Annotated in this window: 17 protein-coding genes, 1 pseudogene and 1 CRISPR repeat array; of the genes and pseudogenes, 5 read left to right on the plus strand and 13 right to left on the minus strand. The window is 63.4% G+C overall.

The features are described 5' to 3' along the window. Window positions 1–67 precede the first annotated feature (67 nt). Window positions 68–1,687: direct repeats of the CRISPR family, unit length 36 nt; unit sequence GTTGCCGCTGGACCGCGATTTCTGAATGAGTACACT. A 72-nt stretch (window positions 1,688–1,759) separates the two neighbouring features. From cas2 to Q4G14_RS06625, 4 genes are all read right to left on the minus strand, one after another. Further along, window positions 1,760–2,104: a CRISPR-associated endonuclease Cas2 gene (cas2, locus tag Q4G14_RS06610; protein ID WP_303360946.1), complete on the minus strand. Its 345-nt coding sequence runs from the start codon at window positions 2,102–2,104 to the stop codon at window positions 1,760–1,762. After that, window positions 2,101–3,012, minus strand: a complete 912-nt coding sequence (gene cas1 / locus Q4G14_RS06615) for a type II CRISPR-associated endonuclease Cas1 (RefSeq protein WP_303360947.1) — start codon at window positions 3,010–3,012, stop codon at window positions 2,101–2,103. The genes cas2 and cas1 overlap by 4 nt, the downstream gene beginning before the upstream one ends. A 78-nt stretch (window positions 3,013–3,090) precedes the next feature. After that, window positions 3,091–6,291, minus strand: a complete 3,201-nt coding sequence (cas9, locus tag Q4G14_RS06620; protein ID WP_368661325.1) for a type II CRISPR RNA-guided endonuclease Cas9 — start codon at window positions 6,289–6,291, stop codon at window positions 3,091–3,093. 820 nt (window positions 6,292–7,111) lie between these two features. Next, the gene (locus Q4G14_RS06625) at window positions 7,112–8,032 is read right to left on the minus strand and encodes a LysR family transcriptional regulator (RefSeq protein WP_303360949.1); all 921 of its coding nucleotides are present in this window, start codon (window positions 8,030–8,032) and stop codon (window positions 7,112–7,114) included. 42 nt (window positions 8,033–8,074) lie between these two features. Between Q4G14_RS06625 and Q4G14_RS06630 the strand changes: the two genes are divergently transcribed. After that, on the plus strand, window positions 8,075–9,052 hold the full coding sequence (locus Q4G14_RS06630) for an aldo/keto reductase (protein ID WP_368661326.1): 978 nt from the start codon (window positions 8,075–8,077) through the stop codon (window positions 9,050–9,052). Then, complete coding sequence (locus tag Q4G14_RS06635; protein WP_303360950.1) at window positions 9,049–9,420, plus strand: carboxymuconolactone decarboxylase family protein; 372 nt, start codon at window positions 9,049–9,051, stop codon at window positions 9,418–9,420. The genes Q4G14_RS06630 and Q4G14_RS06635 overlap by 4 nt, the downstream gene beginning before the upstream one ends. 14 nt (window positions 9,421–9,434) lie before the next feature. Here the strand turns inward: Q4G14_RS06635 and Q4G14_RS06640 are convergent, their stop codons facing one another. Further along, complete coding sequence (locus Q4G14_RS06640) at window positions 9,435–10,085, minus strand: AraC family transcriptional regulator (RefSeq protein WP_303360951.1); 651 nt, start codon at window positions 10,083–10,085, stop codon at window positions 9,435–9,437. After that, window positions 10,031–10,387 carry a hypothetical protein gene (locus Q4G14_RS06645; RefSeq protein ID WP_303360952.1) on the minus strand — a complete coding sequence of 119 codons (357 nt, stop codon included), beginning with the start codon at window positions 10,385–10,387 and terminating at the stop codon, window positions 10,031–10,033. The genes Q4G14_RS06640 and Q4G14_RS06645 overlap by 55 nt, the downstream gene beginning before the upstream one ends. 116 nt (window positions 10,388–10,503) lie before the next feature. Here Q4G14_RS06645 and Q4G14_RS06650 point away from each other — a divergent pair, with 116 nt between their 5' ends. Continuing rightward, window positions 10,504–11,325, plus strand: a complete 822-nt coding sequence (locus Q4G14_RS06650; protein WP_303360953.1) for a hypothetical protein — start codon at window positions 10,504–10,506, stop codon at window positions 11,323–11,325. Then, window positions 11,322–11,522 (plus strand): hypothetical protein, encoded by a 201-nt coding sequence (locus Q4G14_RS06655; protein WP_303360954.1) that lies wholly within the window; start codon window positions 11,322–11,324, stop codon window positions 11,520–11,522. The genes Q4G14_RS06650 and Q4G14_RS06655 overlap by 4 nt, the downstream gene beginning before the upstream one ends. A gap of 58 nt (window positions 11,523–11,580) precedes the next feature. Here Q4G14_RS06655 and Q4G14_RS06660 read toward each other — a convergent pair whose 3' ends face one another. Next, window positions 11,581–11,937, minus strand: a complete 357-nt coding sequence (locus Q4G14_RS06660; RefSeq protein ID WP_303360955.1) for a helix-turn-helix domain-containing protein — start codon at window positions 11,935–11,937, stop codon at window positions 11,581–11,583. Between the two features lie 122 nt (window positions 11,938–12,059). On the opposite strand from Q4G14_RS06660, the gene Q4G14_RS06665 reads away from it, so the two are divergent. After that, window positions 12,060–12,836, plus strand: a complete 777-nt coding sequence (locus Q4G14_RS06665) for an NADPH-dependent F420 reductase (protein ID WP_303361049.1) — start codon at window positions 12,060–12,062, stop codon at window positions 12,834–12,836. 48 nt (window positions 12,837–12,884) lie between these two features. Here the strand turns inward: Q4G14_RS06665 and Q4G14_RS06670 are convergent. The 6 genes and pseudogenes from Q4G14_RS06670 to Q4G14_RS06700 form a co-directional block, all read right to left on the minus strand. Beyond that, a pseudogene (locus tag Q4G14_RS06670) lies at window positions 12,885–14,041 on the minus strand (aldo/keto reductase). A gap of 44 nt (window positions 14,042–14,085) precedes the next feature. Continuing rightward, window positions 14,086–14,898 carry an SDR family oxidoreductase gene (locus Q4G14_RS06680; protein ID WP_303360957.1) on the minus strand — a complete coding sequence of 271 codons (813 nt, stop codon included), beginning with the start codon at window positions 14,896–14,898 and terminating at the stop codon, window positions 14,086–14,088. Between the two features lie 12 nt (window positions 14,899–14,910). Further along, window positions 14,911–15,897 (minus strand): aldo/keto reductase, encoded by a 987-nt coding sequence (locus Q4G14_RS06685; RefSeq protein WP_303360958.1) that lies wholly within the window; start codon window positions 15,895–15,897, stop codon window positions 14,911–14,913. Window positions 15,898–15,900: 3 nt separating this feature from the next. Further along, window positions 15,901–16,302, minus strand: a complete 402-nt coding sequence (locus Q4G14_RS06690) for a cupin domain-containing protein (protein WP_303360959.1) — start codon at window positions 16,300–16,302, stop codon at window positions 15,901–15,903. Between the two features lie 15 nt (window positions 16,303–16,317). Continuing rightward, window positions 16,318–17,121, minus strand: coding sequence for a formylglycine-generating enzyme family protein (locus Q4G14_RS06695; RefSeq protein WP_303360960.1), 804 nt, complete (start codon window positions 17,119–17,121; stop codon window positions 16,318–16,320). Between the two features lie 112 nt (window positions 17,122–17,233). Then, a complete protein-coding gene (locus Q4G14_RS06700; protein WP_303360961.1) occupies window positions 17,234–18,223 on the minus strand; it encodes a serine hydrolase in 990 nt (329 codons plus the stop codon). Window positions 18,224–18,339 lie beyond the last annotated feature (116 nt).

Below are 18,339 nucleotides of genomic sequence, written 5' to 3' on the forward strand. Positions count from 1 at the left end.
TGTTCGGAGCCGTGAATCACGCAGGCCGACCAAAATCAACGGGTCCTGAGCCTAGCTGTTGGTCAGGGTTGCCGCTGGACCGCGATTTCTGAATGAGTACACTTTTCCAGTTGATCCGCCGCACGGCGGCGGGGTTGCCGCTGGACCGCGATTTCTGAATGAGTACACTGATAATGACAAACGCCGTCGAGCCGTCTTTGTTGCCGCTGGACCGCGATTTCTGAATGAGTACACTTCCAGTCGTTCGCAATCGGCTTGTGTGAAGTTGCCGCTGGACCGCGATTTCTGAATGAGTACACTCTAAGACGTACCTTACGCTTGTCGTGATTAGTTGCCGCTGGACCGCGATTTCTGAATGAGTACACTGGACAGCTTTCCGCCCCCGTGTCATCGAAGGTTGCCGCTGGACCGCGATTTCTGAATGAGTACACTAAGCCGACACGCGACTTAACGTGCAAGTTAGTTGCCGCTGGACCGCGATTTCTGAATGAGTACACTCCGGAACGCCAGTCCAGCCAGTCGCGAAAAGTTGCCGCTGGACCGCGATTTCTGAATGAGTACACTGATTAGGGCTGGAGTTAGCGAGAGCAGCGAGTTGCCGCTGGACCGCGATTTCTGAATGAGTACACTAAGCAGCGCGCACGGAGCGGTTCGCCGTCTGTTGCCGCTGGACCGCGATTTCTGAATGAGTACACTTATAGTGCCGGAACCAGCGGGCCGTGCCGGGGTTGCCGCTGGACCGCGATTTCTGAATGAGTACACTTCGCCAGCAGGATCGGGCCGATTGGGCGTTGTTGCCGCTGGACCGCGATTTCTGAATGAGTACACTGTTGTCATCGAACACGAACAACCAGAACCGGTTGCCGCTGGACCGCGATTTCTGAATGAGTACACTAATTCCGCGACTGTCATAAATTTATTTAGGGTTGCCGCTAGACCGCGATTTCTGAATGAGTACACTTCCAAGATCGAGGTTGGGATTATCGGTCTCGTTGCCGCTAGACCGCGATTTCTGAATGAGTACACTTCACATCCGAAATATCAAGAAGGCTCTTAAGTTGCCGCTAGACCGCGATTTCTGAATGAGTACACTGGGGCGCGGCAGGCGGGGCTGCCAAGAAGGGTTGCCGCTAGACCGCGATTTCTGAATGAGTACACTCTTGGGATCGGCGGCGATGGCAAGCAGACGGTTGCCGCTAGACCGCGATTTCTGAATGAGTACACTGGCCCTCCGGGCGATGGCGGTCCAGTGGGAGTTGCCGCTAGACCGCGATTTCTGAATGAGTACACTCGGCCTTGCGCCGCATGAGCCGCGCCTGAAGTTGCCGCTAGACCGCGATTTCTGAATGAGTACACTACGCCCCGGCCCACATCGGCGATGGTCCCAGTTGCCGCTAGACCGCGATTTCTGAATGAGTACACTGCGGGAATACGACGCTTGTGTATGGGAAGAGTTGCCGCTAGACCGCGATTTCTGAATGAGTACACTCATGCGCTCGAATGGCACTCAGATTCTCGAGTTGCCGCTAGACCGCGATTTCTGAATGAGTACACTAAGCCCCATCAGCGGGGCTTCGCGGGCCTTGTTGCCGCTAGACCGCGATTTCTGAATGAGTACACTCGGGCGCTTGTTCACGCCTTCGGCCACGGAGTTGCCGCTAGACCGCGATTTCTGAATGAGTACACTCGTCCTGCCGCAAGTTTCTGATATAAAAGAGATTTGTGGCAGGTTCGTTTGTGGGGAAATGGCGAATCATTGTCAGAACAGCACCAGTTGCGATGGATTTTCCCGGGCGCTGCGGCGGCCTTGGTCCGAGAAATGTACGATATCACGGTACTGGCGGTCTGTCAGCGTCAGGATCTGGACGTCGCCTTGCGAGGGCAGCGCGCGCTCAATCCGGCGGACGCGGCTTTCGAAGGCCTCCTTGCCGTTGATAAAGCGGGCGTAGATCGAGAACTGGCTGCGCTCGAAACCTTCGTCCAGCAGGAAGTTGCGGAAATCCCCGGCCGCTTTACGTTGCGGCTTGGAATCGGTCGGCAGGTCGAACATCACAAGGATCCACATCAGGCGATATCCACTTAGAAATGTTGCCGGGCCGCTCATTTCCCGAGACCCGAAAGGACGAGTGGCGGTGGAGCTTCGGGCAGAGCCAGGCGCAATTTGCGCGTCTCGAAGCTTTGGGCGAGCGAAGTGGCGAGGCGGGAAAGGGCGACCGATACGGGGCTGGTTTCGCCAGTCAGCGGAAGGTCCAGCGCGATCAGTTCAGCCATACGGCGTTTAGCCTGCGACGTAACCTCGGGGCCATCGGTCGTGGCGATGGCGCGGGCTGTCAGATCGACCAGCGGGCGGAATGGCTCTATCAGGTCATCGGCCAGCGCGAAGGCATTCGAGCGGTTGGAATGAAACAGCCCGATGGTTGGGTGCAGGCCAGCGGCGACCACTGCCCGCGCCGTTGCGGCGCGCAAAACGGTGTAACCATAATTCAGCAAGGCATTGATGTCGGGCAGATCCTTATCGCGGCGAAAATCCCGGCCCATTATCAGCGGCCAATAAATGCGGGCCGCTTGCGCTTCGGTATTGCCGCTGTCGCCTGATTGGACATTGCGGGCCAGCATATCCAATGGCGCAGGCGGCTGACCAATAGCGGCAAGGGCCGCCGCCTGCATCTTGATCTTGGCGATCACGATTTGTTTCCAGGCTTGCTTTATCAGAGGTTGCGGCGCGTCCCATTGCGCACGCATCCGGGCATTTTGCATATGGTGGCCGTCAAGCGAACAGATCACCGCCCGAGGCTGGTGATTGGCCCCGCAAAGAACAACCGGCGCGCCGCGATTGGCCAGTTCGACCAGCAGTGAATTGCTCCAGGTGATGCCGTGGGAATGGGCAATGACCGCTGTGATTTGATCGAGAGGCACGCGGCCTATGGTTTCACCAGCCGCCTCGACCTGCATGAAGCCGCGATCCCGCGAGAGATGACGGCCATCCTGACTGATATCGACGATCTGTTCCACTGGGGCAATCCCGGCGCAATTGATTTTTTTATAATCAACGCGCCGGGTGATTCGATCCAGAAGATTCTGGATTCGGCGTTAACTTGAGTTCCGTATGCGTCCTGCTTCATCCACAATGACCCTGCGCGCCCCGGACTTGAGCAGGCTGCCGGCATTGCAGCGGATAAACACATCCTCTTTGTCGCGACGATAACGCTGGTCGGCATTGCTTTCGTTATGGGCGACAAGGCTGATCCCGCCATTCGTATCAAACTTTACAACAACCGCGATCACTGGCCCGAACTTGCTGTTGTCCAGCTTGACCATATCGCCTTTGTAAAGCCGTATCAGACGTTTTGCGGCCGGGTGTGGCTTTGTTTCGCCTGACTGGTGCGCATCAAAGGTTGAAACAACCTGATGCACCGGCTTGCCGTCCGGCATACGCCAGACCTCATAGCATTGGTTGCTGTCGCCTTTGTAGCCCTTATAGGCGCGGCCTTGGGTATCGCGAATTTTGATAACATCCACCGGCTCGATAATCCGCACATGCCGGATGCGATGATAGGGGCCGGGCTGTTCGCGAAAGGCTTTCAGGGCGGCCTGCAAATCCTTGCCGCTTTTGTCTTTAACTATCGGCGTCAGCAATTTCACCAGATAGGGGTCGCGAATCTTGTCGAGCATTGCCGGGGTCGGGCTGTCAAAAGCCTTGCGCGTCACCACCAGCGGCACGCCCCGCGCGGTCTTGTCGGTCAACCCATAGGCGGTATCGTTGTGCAATTGACCTGCCGTTGAATCCCGCCCCTGCTTTTTCGCCTCGGGGTCGAAGCGACCGTGATCGGCGCGGTGGCTGACGGTGGTTGTCTTTAGCTGTTGCGCAAGATCGGCGCGAAAACTTTCCCATGGCGCGGGGATCGAGCCTGCCAATTCCTCCAACCCGTTTTCGACATTGGCTTTCGCCATATCGGAAATACGTTTGACCATTCCCTGATCTGTCGCACCGATAACAGCGGCGTCAATCATATGGTGGCGGTGGTCCTGACGGTTTTTGGCTTTTGCAGTTCCGCGATGCGCGTCAGGCAGCAGGCTGTTCAGCCCCCAGTGACGGCGCAGCATTTCGGTCAGTTTTCCCGCTACAACCCAGATCGGACGCCGACCCTCTGATAGAGCATCAGCATAAAGGCTTTCCAGATATTCCCGTGCCACCCGCGACAGATATTGCGTATCAACCAGTGCGCGGGCGGAAAAATCACGCTCGCCTTCGTATTTCTCCATCGCATCGGGTTGGAAACGCCAGCGTTTTCCTTCGGGGAGGTTTTTCAGATTGGCCTCGATTGCCGGCCATTTCGGGGTCCCGCCCCACGCCTCCCACGGGGTTTTGTTGCGCTTTTCCCGGTTGGCGGATTTCAGGCAAATCGTGCGGTTGTTAAAGCTGTCATCCAGCGTGCGCGAATAGGGCAGGATGTGGTCAATATCGCAACTGCCATCAAACAGCATGGCGGCGGAAATCACCTGCCCGGTATAGGGGCAGCGGCGCTTTAAGACATCCGGCGAGGTTTCCTCCCATACCCGCAAGATTGCGCGATTGCGGCCATTGTCCTGAACCTTCAGCTCTTCGATCAGTTTCTGGCTGCGCTGCTCGGCTGCCTTTTGGTTTTTGGCGTTGGTCTGCGCCAGATCACGCTTTTGCTCCTCGCTCATTTTCAGATCGCGGGCGAGTTCCAGCACGATTTCATCCGGGCGGCCATGAATATCAATGATCCGGTTCACAAGCCGCCGGATCTGCCCCAGCCCGATATGCACGGTCGGGTTGGTGATGCGCCCGAAGCGGGTCACGTCATCGTCGCTTTCCTCGCCAGTGCCGGGCAGGACGTGGCGGTCAAGAATCTGTCCGTAATAGGGCAGGCGGTCCAGCACCTCGCCGGTGGCCAGATGCGAATGATTCCAGCCGCAGAACTCCACGGCTTCGTTATAGGTCGCGACCTCCTGATCCGCCGTCCCGCCGATCAAAGCGGCAAGAATGCGGCGGGTCGCGGTTTCGCCCAGCCGGCCAAAGCCTTCGGGCAGGGGCGCATCGGCAATGGCGCGCGCGCGGTCGCGGTCAAAGCCGGTGTGGTCCATCAGCCAGCTTACCAGCTTTTCGCCGTCCTGTTCGTCGCGCAGGCGCTGGATGATCTGCCACTGCGCGTCCGTGTCCAGCGCGGTCCAGCCGGGGCCATAGCGGTCGGGATGGGCAAGGCTCATCCGCACCGGATCGCAGGCGATGGCATCGCGCATCGCGGTTTCCAGTGAAAAGCTTTCATCCGGGTGCAGCTTGATAATTTTCCTTAGCGCGACCAGCGTCAGCTTGTTCGAGCCGGGGCTTTTGGCCGGAACCTTGGCGTTCAGCGCAAAGATGATCTTGTCGCGTTCCTCGCGCGTCAGGCGACGTTTCGGCTGACCGGGGGTGACGACACGCAGCATGTTCACGGTTTCATAAAGCGTGCGCTGTTGCGTCAGCGGGTGTGCCTTGGGCAGGCGGCGTTCGGGCAGGAAAAGACAGCGGCCAATCGCCGGGGCCTTCAGGGGGCGCTGATAAAAGATCTTTTCAAAGATCAGGTCGCGCAATTCGTCGGTCAGTTCGGGGTGATGGGGGGCTTGTGCCTGCCAGAGCTTGTGAAATTCTTCCTCCAGATGGCGGCGGTCGGGGTAAAAATCATAGCCGGGCTGTTCCTTGCCATCCTCGCCGGTCAGATGCGGGTTGATCCGGGTGCGCACGGCGGGGACCGCACGGGCATCGCCAGCACTGGCGCGGCGCATGTGCAGAAACTCGCCATAGGTCCGGGCACCCGCCGCCATCATCGCCTGATCCAGCCGCGCCGAGGCATCGGCGATCAGCCCGCCTTCGTTATTGCCCTTGTCCGCGCGCCGGTTCGATTTGAACCCGCGCCGCTGGTTCAGGTGAAAGAATGCGCGGCCCAGATGTGTCAGCGGCAGCGGTTGCGTCAGACCCGTAGCCCGCAGCGCATAAGGATCAAGCCGGGCCAGAGCCGCCGCCTCGTCCGGGTTTTGCGGCATCAGCCCGGCTTCGGCCATGCGCTTCATCAGGGTGGCGCGGCGGCGCAGATAGCGGTCGCGGCGGCGGCGCATGGCGCGGGCATTGCGTCGCCCGACGGCCAGCGATTGCCCGGTCTTGGCCTCGCGCCCATCGCCGAAAATCCGCACGCCGCCATCGAGGATGCGCACGGGGCGACCGTTGACAATTTCGTAAAGAATCCAGCCTATTGAGGAGGTCCCGACATCAAGGGCGAGGCGTGTGAACATGGGTGTGTCTCTTTGGACCGGTGACTTTGGCTGATGGTGGCTGGCGATCACGCCTGAGTCAAGAATTAATGTCTTTGAGGAAAACTTATTGTTCTTGGTGGGCGGATGGCTTAGGATAAATGTGCCCAGTTCTTGCCGGGGCGATGTGGTCCGGTTCACCCCGTGACTGGCTCTGATAAGCAGCATCGCTTTCGCAAGAGGGAAAGTCGGCGTCCACACCCGGCTAAGGGCATCAATAGCTTCCGAGCCATGAGGGACAATGTTCCCTGACCCGGCAGTGTCTTTGAGTTGCGACTGGACTGCGATTTCTGAATTGCTCTTGACTTGGCCGCGAGAATGCCTTTATCGGGAAGCATTCAGAAATCGCGGTCGAGTGGTTAACAAGCTCGACAGAGCACCACATTGAAGCACGGGCTACGGCCCGTGTTTCCATATTCGGCTGTCCTCTGCCGGTGGGCTTCCCCTTTGATTCCAAGGACGCGCTGCAAGCGGTCTTGGTTGCCTGCGCAGCCAGCCACCTCCAAATCCGTCCTGAAATCCACCCCAACGAACCAGCCGACCAAGTTCTGACTTGGCAGAGGGCTGATGTGCGCACCCTGCGCTGGCGCTGCGTCATCGTTCTGAACATCAGCAAGCGTGACTGGCAGGATTGTGTCGAACTGGGCAGGTTGCCGTCGCGCATTCGCGCAAACGTGCTGGCCAGTTGTGGCGGTCCAATCACGTGGGGGCGAACCAGACCCGCGCGCCTTTGCGGGGATGCTGATCGGGCAGGTGATGCGGCACTGATCCGGGCGGATCGGCGCACGGTCAGGCCGCGAATCTAGGCCGCCGTGCCCGCCAGCCTGTGCCGGTTCTGCGCCACCAGATCGCGCAGGAATGTGGCGACGGCCTGCACCCGGCGCGATCCGGCAAGGTCGGATTGCGTGACCAGCCAGATCACCTGATCCAGCCCCGCTTCGGCCTGAACGCAGGTCAATCCACGCGGGCGGGCCAGAAAATGCGGCAGCACGGCAAGGCCCATGCCGCCTGCGCAGGCCGCCAGATGCCCGGCCAGCGTGCCCGAGACCACGGCAGGCGCGCGGCCCGGCCATCTGCGCTCGGACCATTGCGCGGCGGGCAGATGGGCCTGCGTTTCAGGCCATGCGATAAAGGCATCCTCAGCGGGGCGCACCGCCAGATAGGCGGGGGCGGCATACAGCCCGAACCCCAGCACCCCAAGCCGTTGCACCACCACATTGCCGCGCTCGGGCCGCACCATGCGCAGGGCAATATCGGCATCGCGGCGATGCAGGCTGACGGTGGCGATGTCGGTCAGCACCTCGACCACCAGTTGCGGGTGCCGGTCGCGCAGCCGGGCCAGTTCGGGCAGGATCAGGCCGGTGGCCAGATTTTCCGCCGTGGCCAGCCGCACCCGCCCCGCAACCTCGGCCTGCGCGGCGGCGCCGTGGTGCAGGGACAGGGCGGCGGCCTCGATCGCCTCGGCCCGGTCGATCAGCGCCGCGCCATCCGCTGTCAGCGCATAGCCAGACTGCTGGCGGGTGAACAGCGGCTGCCCCATCGCGGATTCAAACCGGGCGATGCGGCGCGACACGGTGGCCAGCCCGACCCCCAGTCGTGCCGCCGCCCCGCTGAGCGAACCTGTCCGCGCGATGGCCACAAAGCACTGCACGTCATCCCAGATGAACCCGTCTTTTCCGATAATGGAAACCTCTTTGCCGATTGTGGGTGTATCCCGCCGCATTCGGAAATGCCACATTCCCCCAGACCGGCAAGGATGGGGGCGATGATGCAGCGGCGCAGATTGACGACGGATTTTCAGGTCTCGGCCATCGGCCTTGGCTGCATGGGAATGAGCGAGTTCTATGGCCCCCGCGACGACGCGCAATCGCTGCGGGTGCTGCACAAGGCGGCGGAACTGGGCGTCACCTTTCTGGATACGGCCGATATGTATGGCCCGCATCACAACGAAGAGCTGATCTGCCGTTTCCTGCGCGAAACCGCCGTGCCGATGCAGGTCGCGACCAAGTTCGGGATCGTGCGCAACCCCGGCGAATACCGCCGCAGCATCGACAACAGCCCCGATTACGCCCGCCGCTGCGTCGAAGGATCGCTGCGGCGGCTGGGGGTTGAGCGGCTCGACCTGTTCTACGTCCACCGCATCGACCGCAGTCGCGACATTCAGGACACGATGGGCGGGCTGTCGCGGCTGGTGGGCGAAGGCAAGATCGCCCGCATCGGCCTGTGCGAGGTCAGCGCCGCCACTCTGCGCCGCGCCCATGCCATCCATCCGGTGACGGCGGTGCAAAGCGAATATTCGCTGTGGTCGCGCGAGGTCGAGGCCGAGGTGCTGCCCGCCTGCCGCGAGCTTGGCATCGGTTTCGTGGCCTATTCGCCCTTGGGGCGCGGGTTTCTGACCGGGCGGGTGCAGGGCTTTGCCAAGGGTGATTTCCGTGCCAGCCTGCCGCGCTTTCAGGCCGGGGCGGTCAAGGTCAACCGCCGGATTGCGGATTGCATCGGAAACATTGCCGTGCGCAAGGGCTGCACGGGCGCGCAGCTTGCGCTGGCCTGGCTGCTGGCGCAGGGGGGTGACGTGGTGCCGATCCCCGGCACGGTGCGGCCCGATTATCTGCGCGACAATGCGGCAGCGGTGGATCTGCACCTGACCGCCGATGATCTGACCGAGATCGAGCGCAGCCTCGCCGCCCTGCCGGTCATCGGGGCGCGTTATACGGATGAGGGCATGAAGGGCGTGGACGCATGAGCCGCCTTGCCGACGCGCTTGCCATCCTTGAACGGCTGGACCCCGACGCGCCGCAGCGGGTGCAGGCCAATCTGGATGGTTTCGCCCCCGATGCGGCTGAACTGGTGCTGGGCTATGCCTTTGCCGACATTCTGTCCCGCCCGGCCCTGAACCTGCGCAGCCGCGAAATGCTGACCGTCGCCATGCTGGCCGCAATGGCCACCGCGCCGGGACAGTTGCAATTCCACATCCGCGCCGCCCTGAACTGCGGCGTCACGCGCGCGGAAATCATCGAGATCATCTTGCAGGTCTCGGTCTATGCCGGCGTGCCCGCCTGCATGAACGCGATTACGGCGGCAAAGGCGGCGTTTGCAGGCGCTGATGAATAGCGCCGCTGGTCGGTTTACGCCTGATCCCGCGTGGCCCACTGGCTTGGGGTTGTGCCTGTCACCCGCAGGAATTCGCGGTTGAAGTTAGATTTTGTATTGAATCCGCTGTCCAGCAGCGCTTGGGTGACGGACGCGCCGCCCTCGATCAGCCCGCAGGCGTGGCGGATGCGCCATCCGTTGATATGGCGCGAGACATTGCCGCCGGTCGCGCGGTTCACCGCCGCCGACAGACGCTTTTCGGGCAGGCGCATCCGGCGTGCCAGCCGCGCAAGCGTCAGGTTCGGGTCCAGATATCTGTTCACGCGCCAGCAGGGCGTCCAGCCGCGACAGGATTTCGGTATCTGCGGCGGTGTCGGTTTCGACCGACGGGGCGGGGGCGAGGCGGCAGGCAGAACGCTCAGCAGCCCAAGCGCCAGCAGCGAGAGCGACGATCCAAAGCTGATGATCCCGCCCGCCAGATCGGGCCGACCGCCCGCGAAAGCCGCCGCGATCAGCAGGTCGCTGAGGGCCAAGGCGATCAGCGCCCAGCCCAGCCCGCGCCAGATCAGCACTGGCAGAGACCCCGCTCCCAGCCGGGCCAGCGGTAAATCGCCTGTCCGGCGCAACCGGATCAGCAGCACCGCGCCATAGCCCGCGAACAGCCCTGCCACGGCCAGATCAACCATCTGCGATACGAACAGGCCGCAGAATAGCACAAAACCCGGTCCCGCCAGATGAGGCAGCAGATTGCGCGGGCCAAGCCGCCCGAACAGCACCGCCCGATCCACGCAAAAGGCGGGATCATCGCCGCCGATACCGGCAGCACCGGTCGCAGCGTCTGCACACCATAGCCCGAGACCATTGCCACGCCCAGCGATTGCAGCCCGCAAAGGGTCAGAAACCCGGCCAGCAGCAGGCGGCGTTCCAGCGCGCTGCGCAGCGCGAGCCACAGCAGAATCAGGCCGGTAAAGGCAGGGATGGGCCGCATCAACATGGCCCCTTTCTGGTCCGAAGTCAGGATATTGGCGACCTTTTTCCGGGATAAAGGACGCGAAAAGATCGGGCAGGAGGCAGGTTTGCCGTATCCTTCACAAGGAGTTCTCGATGAAACCGACCCTTTCTCTGACGACTGCGATCATGCTCGCCGTCCTTGCCGCCCCGGTGCTGGCCGACACGCTGTCCGGCAATGACCGGCTTGATATCGACGCGCCCCATCGCGCCCGTCTGGTTTCTGGCTTGATCTGGTATCCTGCCGGAGCCTCAACCTATGCCGTGCCTATCGGTGACGGCCCGCTGTTCGAGCCGCCCCGCGCCCTTGTCGGCGCGGCGGTTGCCGAGGGGCGGCATCCGCTGGTGCTGCTCTCGCATGGGTCGGGCGGCAATGCCGATGGTCTTGGCTGGCTGTCGTCGGGGCTGGCCGGGCATGGGGCCATTGTGCTGGCGGTGAAGCATCCCGGCTCGACCACCGGCGACAGTTCGGGCTGGCGCGCGCTTGATTTCAGCGCGCGGGCGGCGGATCTGAGCGCGGCGCTGGATCAACTGCTGGCCGATCCCGGCTTTGCGGCCTTTATCGACCCGGACCGGATCTCTGCGCTGGGCTTTTCGCTGGGCGGGGCGACGGCGCCTGGCCTCGGCGGTGCGCGCTTTGATGGGGCTGTGCATCAGGCCAATTGCATCGACGACCCGGCGGCGGCAGATTGCAGCTTTTTTCTGCGCCGAGGCGTGGATTTCAGCAAGGCGAGGGGGTTTGATGCCGATATGCGCGATCCGCGCGTGACCCGCGCTGTCGCGGTTGATCCGGGCTTTATCGGCGCGATCATCGGGGGCAGTCTGACAGCGATGCCCCGGTCCATTTCATCAATCTGGGCGAAGGGACCGACCGGTTCCCTGCCGCCGATGTCAGCCCCGAGGGTCATGATCTGGTGACGCGCATCCCCGGCGCGACCTATAGCATCTTTGCCCCGGCCAGCCATTTCAGCTTTCTGGCGCTCTGCAAGCCCGGCGGTGCTGAGATGCTGGCCGAGGAGGGCGATGACCCGATCTGCACTGACCCGCCCGGCACCGACCGCCTTAGGCTGCATCACGTGCTGATCGCGGATATTGCCGGGGCGTTGGGGCTGTAAGGGAAGGGGGCCGCCTGCTTGCATATGGCGCGGCGATAAACAGCGGGTTGGGTGCCGGTCAGTCCGCCGCCCCGGTCTCATCCAAAGCCCAATCCACCAGTGCCTCGATGCTGGGGCCAAGGGCAAAGCCCCGTTCCGTCAGGGCATATTCCACCCGTGGCGGCACCTCGGGAAAGACTTTGCGGGTGACGATCCCGTCTTTTTCCAGCTTTTTCAACTGCTGGATCAGCATCTTCTGGTTTACCCCCTCGACCCGCCGTTCCAGTTCGGAAAAGCGCAGCGGTGCCTTGGCCGCGAAAAGCTGGACGATGATGACCATGGTCCATTTCCCTTCCAGCACCCGCAAGGTCGCGCTGCTGGCGGCGGCCCAGAAAAGCTGTTGCTTGTGATCGTCGCATTTCCAGTCGCGCGGCATGGCTTACCTTTGAGTGGGTATCTGACCTTGATGCCAGTTCTTGCGGTTCGTGCAGTTCCTGCTCATATGGCGATCATAATGGGGCTTGTCAGCCGGGGCGAGGCGAAAACCCTCATCGGCGCATCGGGCGGCCTGCAAGGAAAGGAACGGATATGAAAATCGGGATTCTGGGAACCGGCAATATCGGCGCATCCCTGGTGCGCAAACTCAGCGCGGCGGGTCATGCGGTCAAGGTCGCCAATTCGCGCGGGCCGGACACGATTGCCGCCGATCTGCTGACCTCGGGGGCGCAGGCGGTGACGGCCGATCAGGCGCTGCGCGATGTGGATGCGGTGATCCTGTCGGTGCCGCTGGGCCGGATTCCGGGGCTGGCGCCGCTGATCGCGGAACTGCCGGGTGATGTGGTGGTGATCGACACCTCGAATTATTACCCCGGCCGCGACAGCGCGATTCAGGCGATCGAGGATGGCCAGGTCGAAAGCCTGTGGGTCGCCGAACAGCTTGGCCGCCCGATTGCCAAGGCGTGGAACGCCATCGGCTCGGCCTCTTTGGCGGAAAACGGACGGCCCAAGGGGGCTGCGGGGCGGATCGCGCTGCCGGTGGCGGCGGACCGCGACCAAGACCGCGCGGTGGCCATGGCGCTGGTCGAGGATACCGGGCTGGACGCCTTTGACGCCGGGCCGCTGGCTGAATCATGGCGACAACAGCCCGGCGCGCCCGCCTATTGCACCGATCTGACGCTGGACGAAATCGGCCCGGCCCTTGCCGCCGCCGAGCGCCACCGCCTGCCCGCACGCCGGGATCTGATCGTGGCGGCGATCATGGAACGTCTGGGCGACGGCACCACCAACCCAAGCGCGGATTGGAACCTGCGGCTGTCCCGTGCTATCAGCATGTGACGCGGGTGGGGTGCTGGCGGGGGCCTTGATTCCCCCGCCGTTCACCCGTCAGTTCGGCTCGGGTGCCTCGACACCGGAAAAGGCCAGAACGGCATCGGGCAAACGCTGGCCCTGCACCTCGATGGCTGCGACCGCTGCGTTCAGGTCGGCGATCTCGTCCGCCGTAAAGCTGACCGATGCCGCCCCGATGTTTTCCAGCATATGCGCCATCTGCGTCGTGCCGGGGATGGGCACGATCCACGGCCTTTGCGCCATCAGCCATGCCAGCGCGATCTGCGCCTTGCTGGCCTGCTTTCTGTCGGCCCATTCGCCCAGCAGATTGACCAGCGCAAGGTTGGCCGGCAGGTTTTCCGGCGAAAACCGGGTTTCGATGCCGCGAATATCGCCCTCGGCAAAGCGGGTCCGTTCGTCAATCGCGCCGGTCAGAAAGCCGACGGCCAGCGGGCTCCACGGGACAAAGCCGATGCCCAACTCCTCGCAGGTGGACAGAACCTGATCTTCGGGGCCGCGCCACAGCATCGAATATTCGCTTTGAACAGCGGTCACGGGCAGGGCGGCATGGGCGCGGCGTAATGTGTTCAGGCCCATTTCCGACAGGCCCCAATGCAGGACTTTGCCTTCATCCATCAGGTCTTTGACGGCCCCGGCGACGTCCTCGATCGGAACTTCGGGGTCAACGCGGTGCTGATACAGCAGGTCGATGCGATCGGTGCCAAGGCGGCCCAGCATCCCTTCGACCGCCAGCTTGATACGGTCGGGGCGGCTGACAAGGCCGGGCCGCCGCTCGCCCGTTTCCAGATCGACATCCCAGCCGAATTTCGAGGTGATGACAACCTCGTCGCGAAAGGATGCGATGGCTTCGCCAAGATGCGTTCGCATTCATGCGGACCGTAAGCTTCGGCGGTGTCAAAGAAGGTCACGCCCTGCTGATGGGCCGCGCGGATAAGGTCAACCATCTGCGGCCGCGAGGGGATCGTGGTCTGATAGGTGCGGTGCATGTTCTGAACGCCAAGGCCGACGCTGGACACCTCTAGCGTGCCCAGCATCCGGCGATCCGTCAGCGAGACGGTGGCCGGGCCGTTCGCATCGCCGGTCTGCGCCGATGCAGGGGTGGCAAGCCCGGCCAGCAGCGGCGTGGCTGCAAGCGTTGCCGAGGCACCCAGAAAGCCGCGGCGACCCATGTTGGCTGTGTTGTCTTGTGCCATATGTCCGTTTCCCTTGATGTTAACGTGTCAGGTTCTCGGGCCGCTTAACCGGTGGTCCCGTAAAAGAAATTCGCCGTCGCTCCGCCGTCGATCAGGAAATCGCTGCCGGTGATATAGCCGCCCTCGGGTCCGCAGATCAGCGCGGCCAGCGCGGCGATCTCATCGGGGGTGCCGGCGCGGCCTGCGGGCTGGCGGGCCAGCATGTCGCGATAGAAGCCCGCGCGTTCGCCGTTCAGCTCGTCATGGGCCAGCGGAGTCATCACGATGCCGGGGCTGATGGCGTTGATGCGGGCGCTGCGTGCGCCCCAATGCACCGCCTCGGCCCGGACGCGCAGCCCGTTGCCGCGTTTCGCCATCTGATAGGCGTGCAGCGTATCGGTGATGTCCCGCACAAAGGGCAGGTCCAGCAGATCATCGGCGGGCGTGGTGGCCAGTTGCGCGTCCTGTTCGGCACTCAGCGCGGGCATCCGGTATCCCGATTGCGAGGAAATCACGATGCCGCAGCCGCCCGGTGCGATGATGGGGCGGAACGCCTCCAGCAGCATGGCGGTGCCATACAGATCGACGCGCAGGATGGTTTCCACCGGCGCTTGCGAAGGCGATACCCCCGCCGCCTGCACCAGCGCCTTGACCGGGCCGATGGCGGTTGCGGTGTCGATCAGCGCCTGAACCGAGGCGCGGTCTGCCACATCCGCGCTGATCGCCGTGCAGGCAAAGCCCGCCAGTTCCAGCACCTGTGCCGCCTGATCCGCGTTGTCCTGCCGCAGATCGGCCAGCACCACATGTCGCCCGGCGCTGATCCGTCGCGCAATCGCCTGCCCGATAGAGCCTGCGCCGATGACAACCGTTACCTCCATCGCCCGACCCCCTCAGCGATTGATCCGCGCCTGACCGGCGGCGTTATAGCGGTCGCCCAGGATCTGAATCCCGTCCAGCGCGGTCTGGATGCGGGCCAGATCGGCGGCGTCCAGTTCGACCGAGGCCGCGCCGAGGTTTTCCTCAAGCCGGGGCAGTTTGGTGGTGCCGGGGATCGGCACGATCCACGGTTGCCGGGTCAGCAGCCATGCCAGCGCGATCTGCGCATTCGTCGCGCCCTTATCCGCCGCGATACGCCCGATTTCCTCGACCAGCGCCATATTCGCGCGGCGGTTTTCCTCGGCAAAGCGGGGGATCGAGTTGCGAAAGTCGCTGTCGCCCAGATCGGTGTCGGGTTGGATCGCGCCGGTCAGAAAACCCTTGCCCAGCGGGCTGAACGGCACAAAGCCGATGCCCAGTTCGTCCAGCAGCGGCAGGATTTTATCCTCGGGTTCGCGCCACCACAGCGAATATTCGCTTTGCAGCGCGGCGACGGGCTGCACGGCATGGGCGCGGCGGATCACCTCGACGCCCGCTTCGGACAGGCCGAAATGCCCGACCTTGCCTTGGGCGATCAGGTCGCGGACGGTGCCCGCCACATCCTCGATCGGGACGTCGGGATCGACGCGGTGCTGATAGAACAGGTCGATCCGGTCGGTGCCCAGCCGCTTCAGCGAGGCATCGGCGACCTGCCGGATATGTTCGGGGCGGCTGTTGACGCCCGCCGCCTTGCCATCCTGAATGTCAAAGCCGAACTTGGTGGCGATCACCACCTGATCGCGAAAGGGCGCGACGGCCTTGCCCAGCAGGGTTTCGTTGGTAAAGGGGCCATACAGCTCGGCGGTGTCAAAGAATGTCACGCCCAGATCATGCGCCGCGCGGATCATGCGGATGCCGTGATCGTCATCGACGGCGGGACCATAGCCAAAGTTCAGCCCCATGCAGCCGTAGCCGATGGTGGAAACTGTGGGGCCGTTCTGGCCCAGCTTGCGGGTTTGCATCTGTTAACCTTTCCGATTGTATTCGGCGTCGGTGACGTGTTCCGCCCAATCGACAACCTTGCCATCCTGAACCTCTTGAATGGCGATATGGCTCATGCCCGTATCAGGGGCGGCACCGTGCCAGTGGCGTTCGCCGGGGCTGAACCAGACCACATCGCCGGGGTGGATGTCCTCGATCGGGCCGCCTTCGCGCTGGACGCGGCCGCGCCCAAAGGTGACGATCAGCGTCTGGCCCAGCGGATGCGTGTGCCACGCGGTGCGCGCGCCGGGGTCAAAGGTGACATGCGCACCCTGCACCCGGTCGGGCGCTGCGGGGTTGAACATCGGGTCCACGCGCACCTTGCCGGTGAACCATTCCGCCGGGCCAGTGCCCGAGGCGTTGCTGCCTGCACGCCAGATTTCCATGATGTGTCCTTTCGTTTACACGTCGCGCACCAGCCGGAATCCGATGCTGATGCCGCGATAATCAGGGGCATAGTCGCGCCGCGCGGCGCTGTGCCAGCCGTTGCCGGTGGAATGCCAGCTGCCGCCGCGCACCACGCGCCGGGCGCCGTTGGCCGGGCCTGTCGGATCGGTGGCGGGACCGGCGGCATAGGGACCATACCAGTCCTGCACCCATTCCCAGACATTGCCGTGAATATCGTGCAGCCCCCACGGGTTGGCGGGCTTTTGCCCGACGGGGTGATGGCCGCCGTCGGAAAACTCCTCGCCATACCAGGCATAGCGGCCCAACTGACCCGGATCATCGCCAAAGGAATAGCGCGTCGTGGTGCCCGCGCGGGCGGCATATTCCCATTCGGCCTCGGTCGGCAGGCGGTGGCCCGGCTCGACCGCGTTCAGCGCGGCGATGAATTCCTGCGCGTCCAGCCAGGATACGGTCGCCGGGTGGTCAGGCCGGGTGATGCGTTCGGCCATGCCGGGCAGGTTGTAATAGGGGTTGGAACGGTCGCGGACATAGGGGTTTTCGCCCATCAGCGCCTGCCATTCGGCCTGTGTCACCTCGGTCCGGGCCATCCAGAAGGGGCGGGTGATGGTGACGCGATGCTGCGGCTGTTCATTGGCGCGGCCCTGCGGATCGCCCATCAGGAACTGCCCTGCCGGGATCTGCACAAAGCGGGTGCCAAGGTGGTTGGTCAGGCTCTGCGCCTGCTGCGCGGCCCCTGCACGGGCCAAGGCCATATTGGCAGCGGCCGAGATCATCAGGGCACGGCGGGTCAGGGGCATCGCGGCTTCCTTTCTGCGCTGAGGTCAGGTTAGGCCGTGCCAGTCAGATTGGGAAATACGGAATGAAGAACGCTTTTATACCGGATCGGGCTTAATCGGCGTGGCGGCCATCCTATGCCGCGATCTGGTCCACCAGACGGCGCAGATCGCCGAAATAGCCATCCCCCCGCGCCGGGCGGTTCGGGTCGGACGTGATCGCCACCGACAGCCCCCGCGTCGGGATCAGCGCCAGCATCTGCCCGCCATAGCCGCGCGCGTAATAGCCGGGCTGCCCGGCATAGCGGGTCAGGAACCAGCCGTAGCCGTAACTGTCGCCCGAAAAGGGCGAGCGGGTGCGGCTTTGCCATGATTGCGCGATCCAGTCGCGGCTGACGATCTGCCGGTCGCCCATGCGCCCGCCCGCCAGCACCATATCGCCGATCCGCGCCAGCCCCAGCGGGCTGATCGCCATGTCATTGCCGCCCAGATAGCGCCCCTGCGGGTCTGCGACCCAAGGCGGGATGCGGATGTCCAGCGGGTTGCCCAGCCAGTTCTGCGCCATCGCGTGCAGGCTCTGCCCCGAGGCGCGGGCCAGTGCCGCGCCCAGCACATGCCAGCCGCCGGTGGAATAGATGAACCGCCCGCCCGGCTGGCCTGCGGGCTGCGCCAGCGCGGTTGCGACCCAATCGCGGCTGCTGACCCAGGCGCCGTAATTCCCGCCCGAGGTGCTGGACAGGCCGGTCTGCATGGTCAGCAGATTGCCGATGGTCAGCCGGTCGCGGGCATCGCCAAAGCCCGCATGGCCCAGCAGCGGCAGAACCCGCTGATCCGGGCCGGTAATCACGCCGCGGTCGATGGCGATGCCGGTCAGCAGCGCCAGAATGGTCTTGGACACCGATTTCACATTGGCGGGCCGGTCGGGGGCGGGGCCTCGGAATGCCTGCGCAAAGACCCGCTGGCCGTTCTGGTGAATGACCAATGTGCGGAACTGATCCAGCCGTGCGGCCTGCGCAATCGCGGCATCCATCCCCCGCGAAGCCGCGCCCTGCGCCAGCATCGGCGTGGCAAGGGTCGTGACGGTGGCGGCACCGGCAAGGATCAGAAAGCGGCGGCGGTTGGGCATCGGGTCTCCTTTCGGTTGTGACAGATTTGGGGGCTGCGCCTTGGCGATCAAGCGGCGGATTGATCGCAATTCGGCATAGGTCTTAGCTGCACTTTGGCTGGAACCGTTATTTGGCC

Source organism: Paracoccus sp. (in: a-proteobacteria) (assembly GCF_030538755.1).
Lineage (GTDB): Bacteria > Pseudomonadota > Alphaproteobacteria > Rhodobacterales > Rhodobacteraceae > Paracoccus.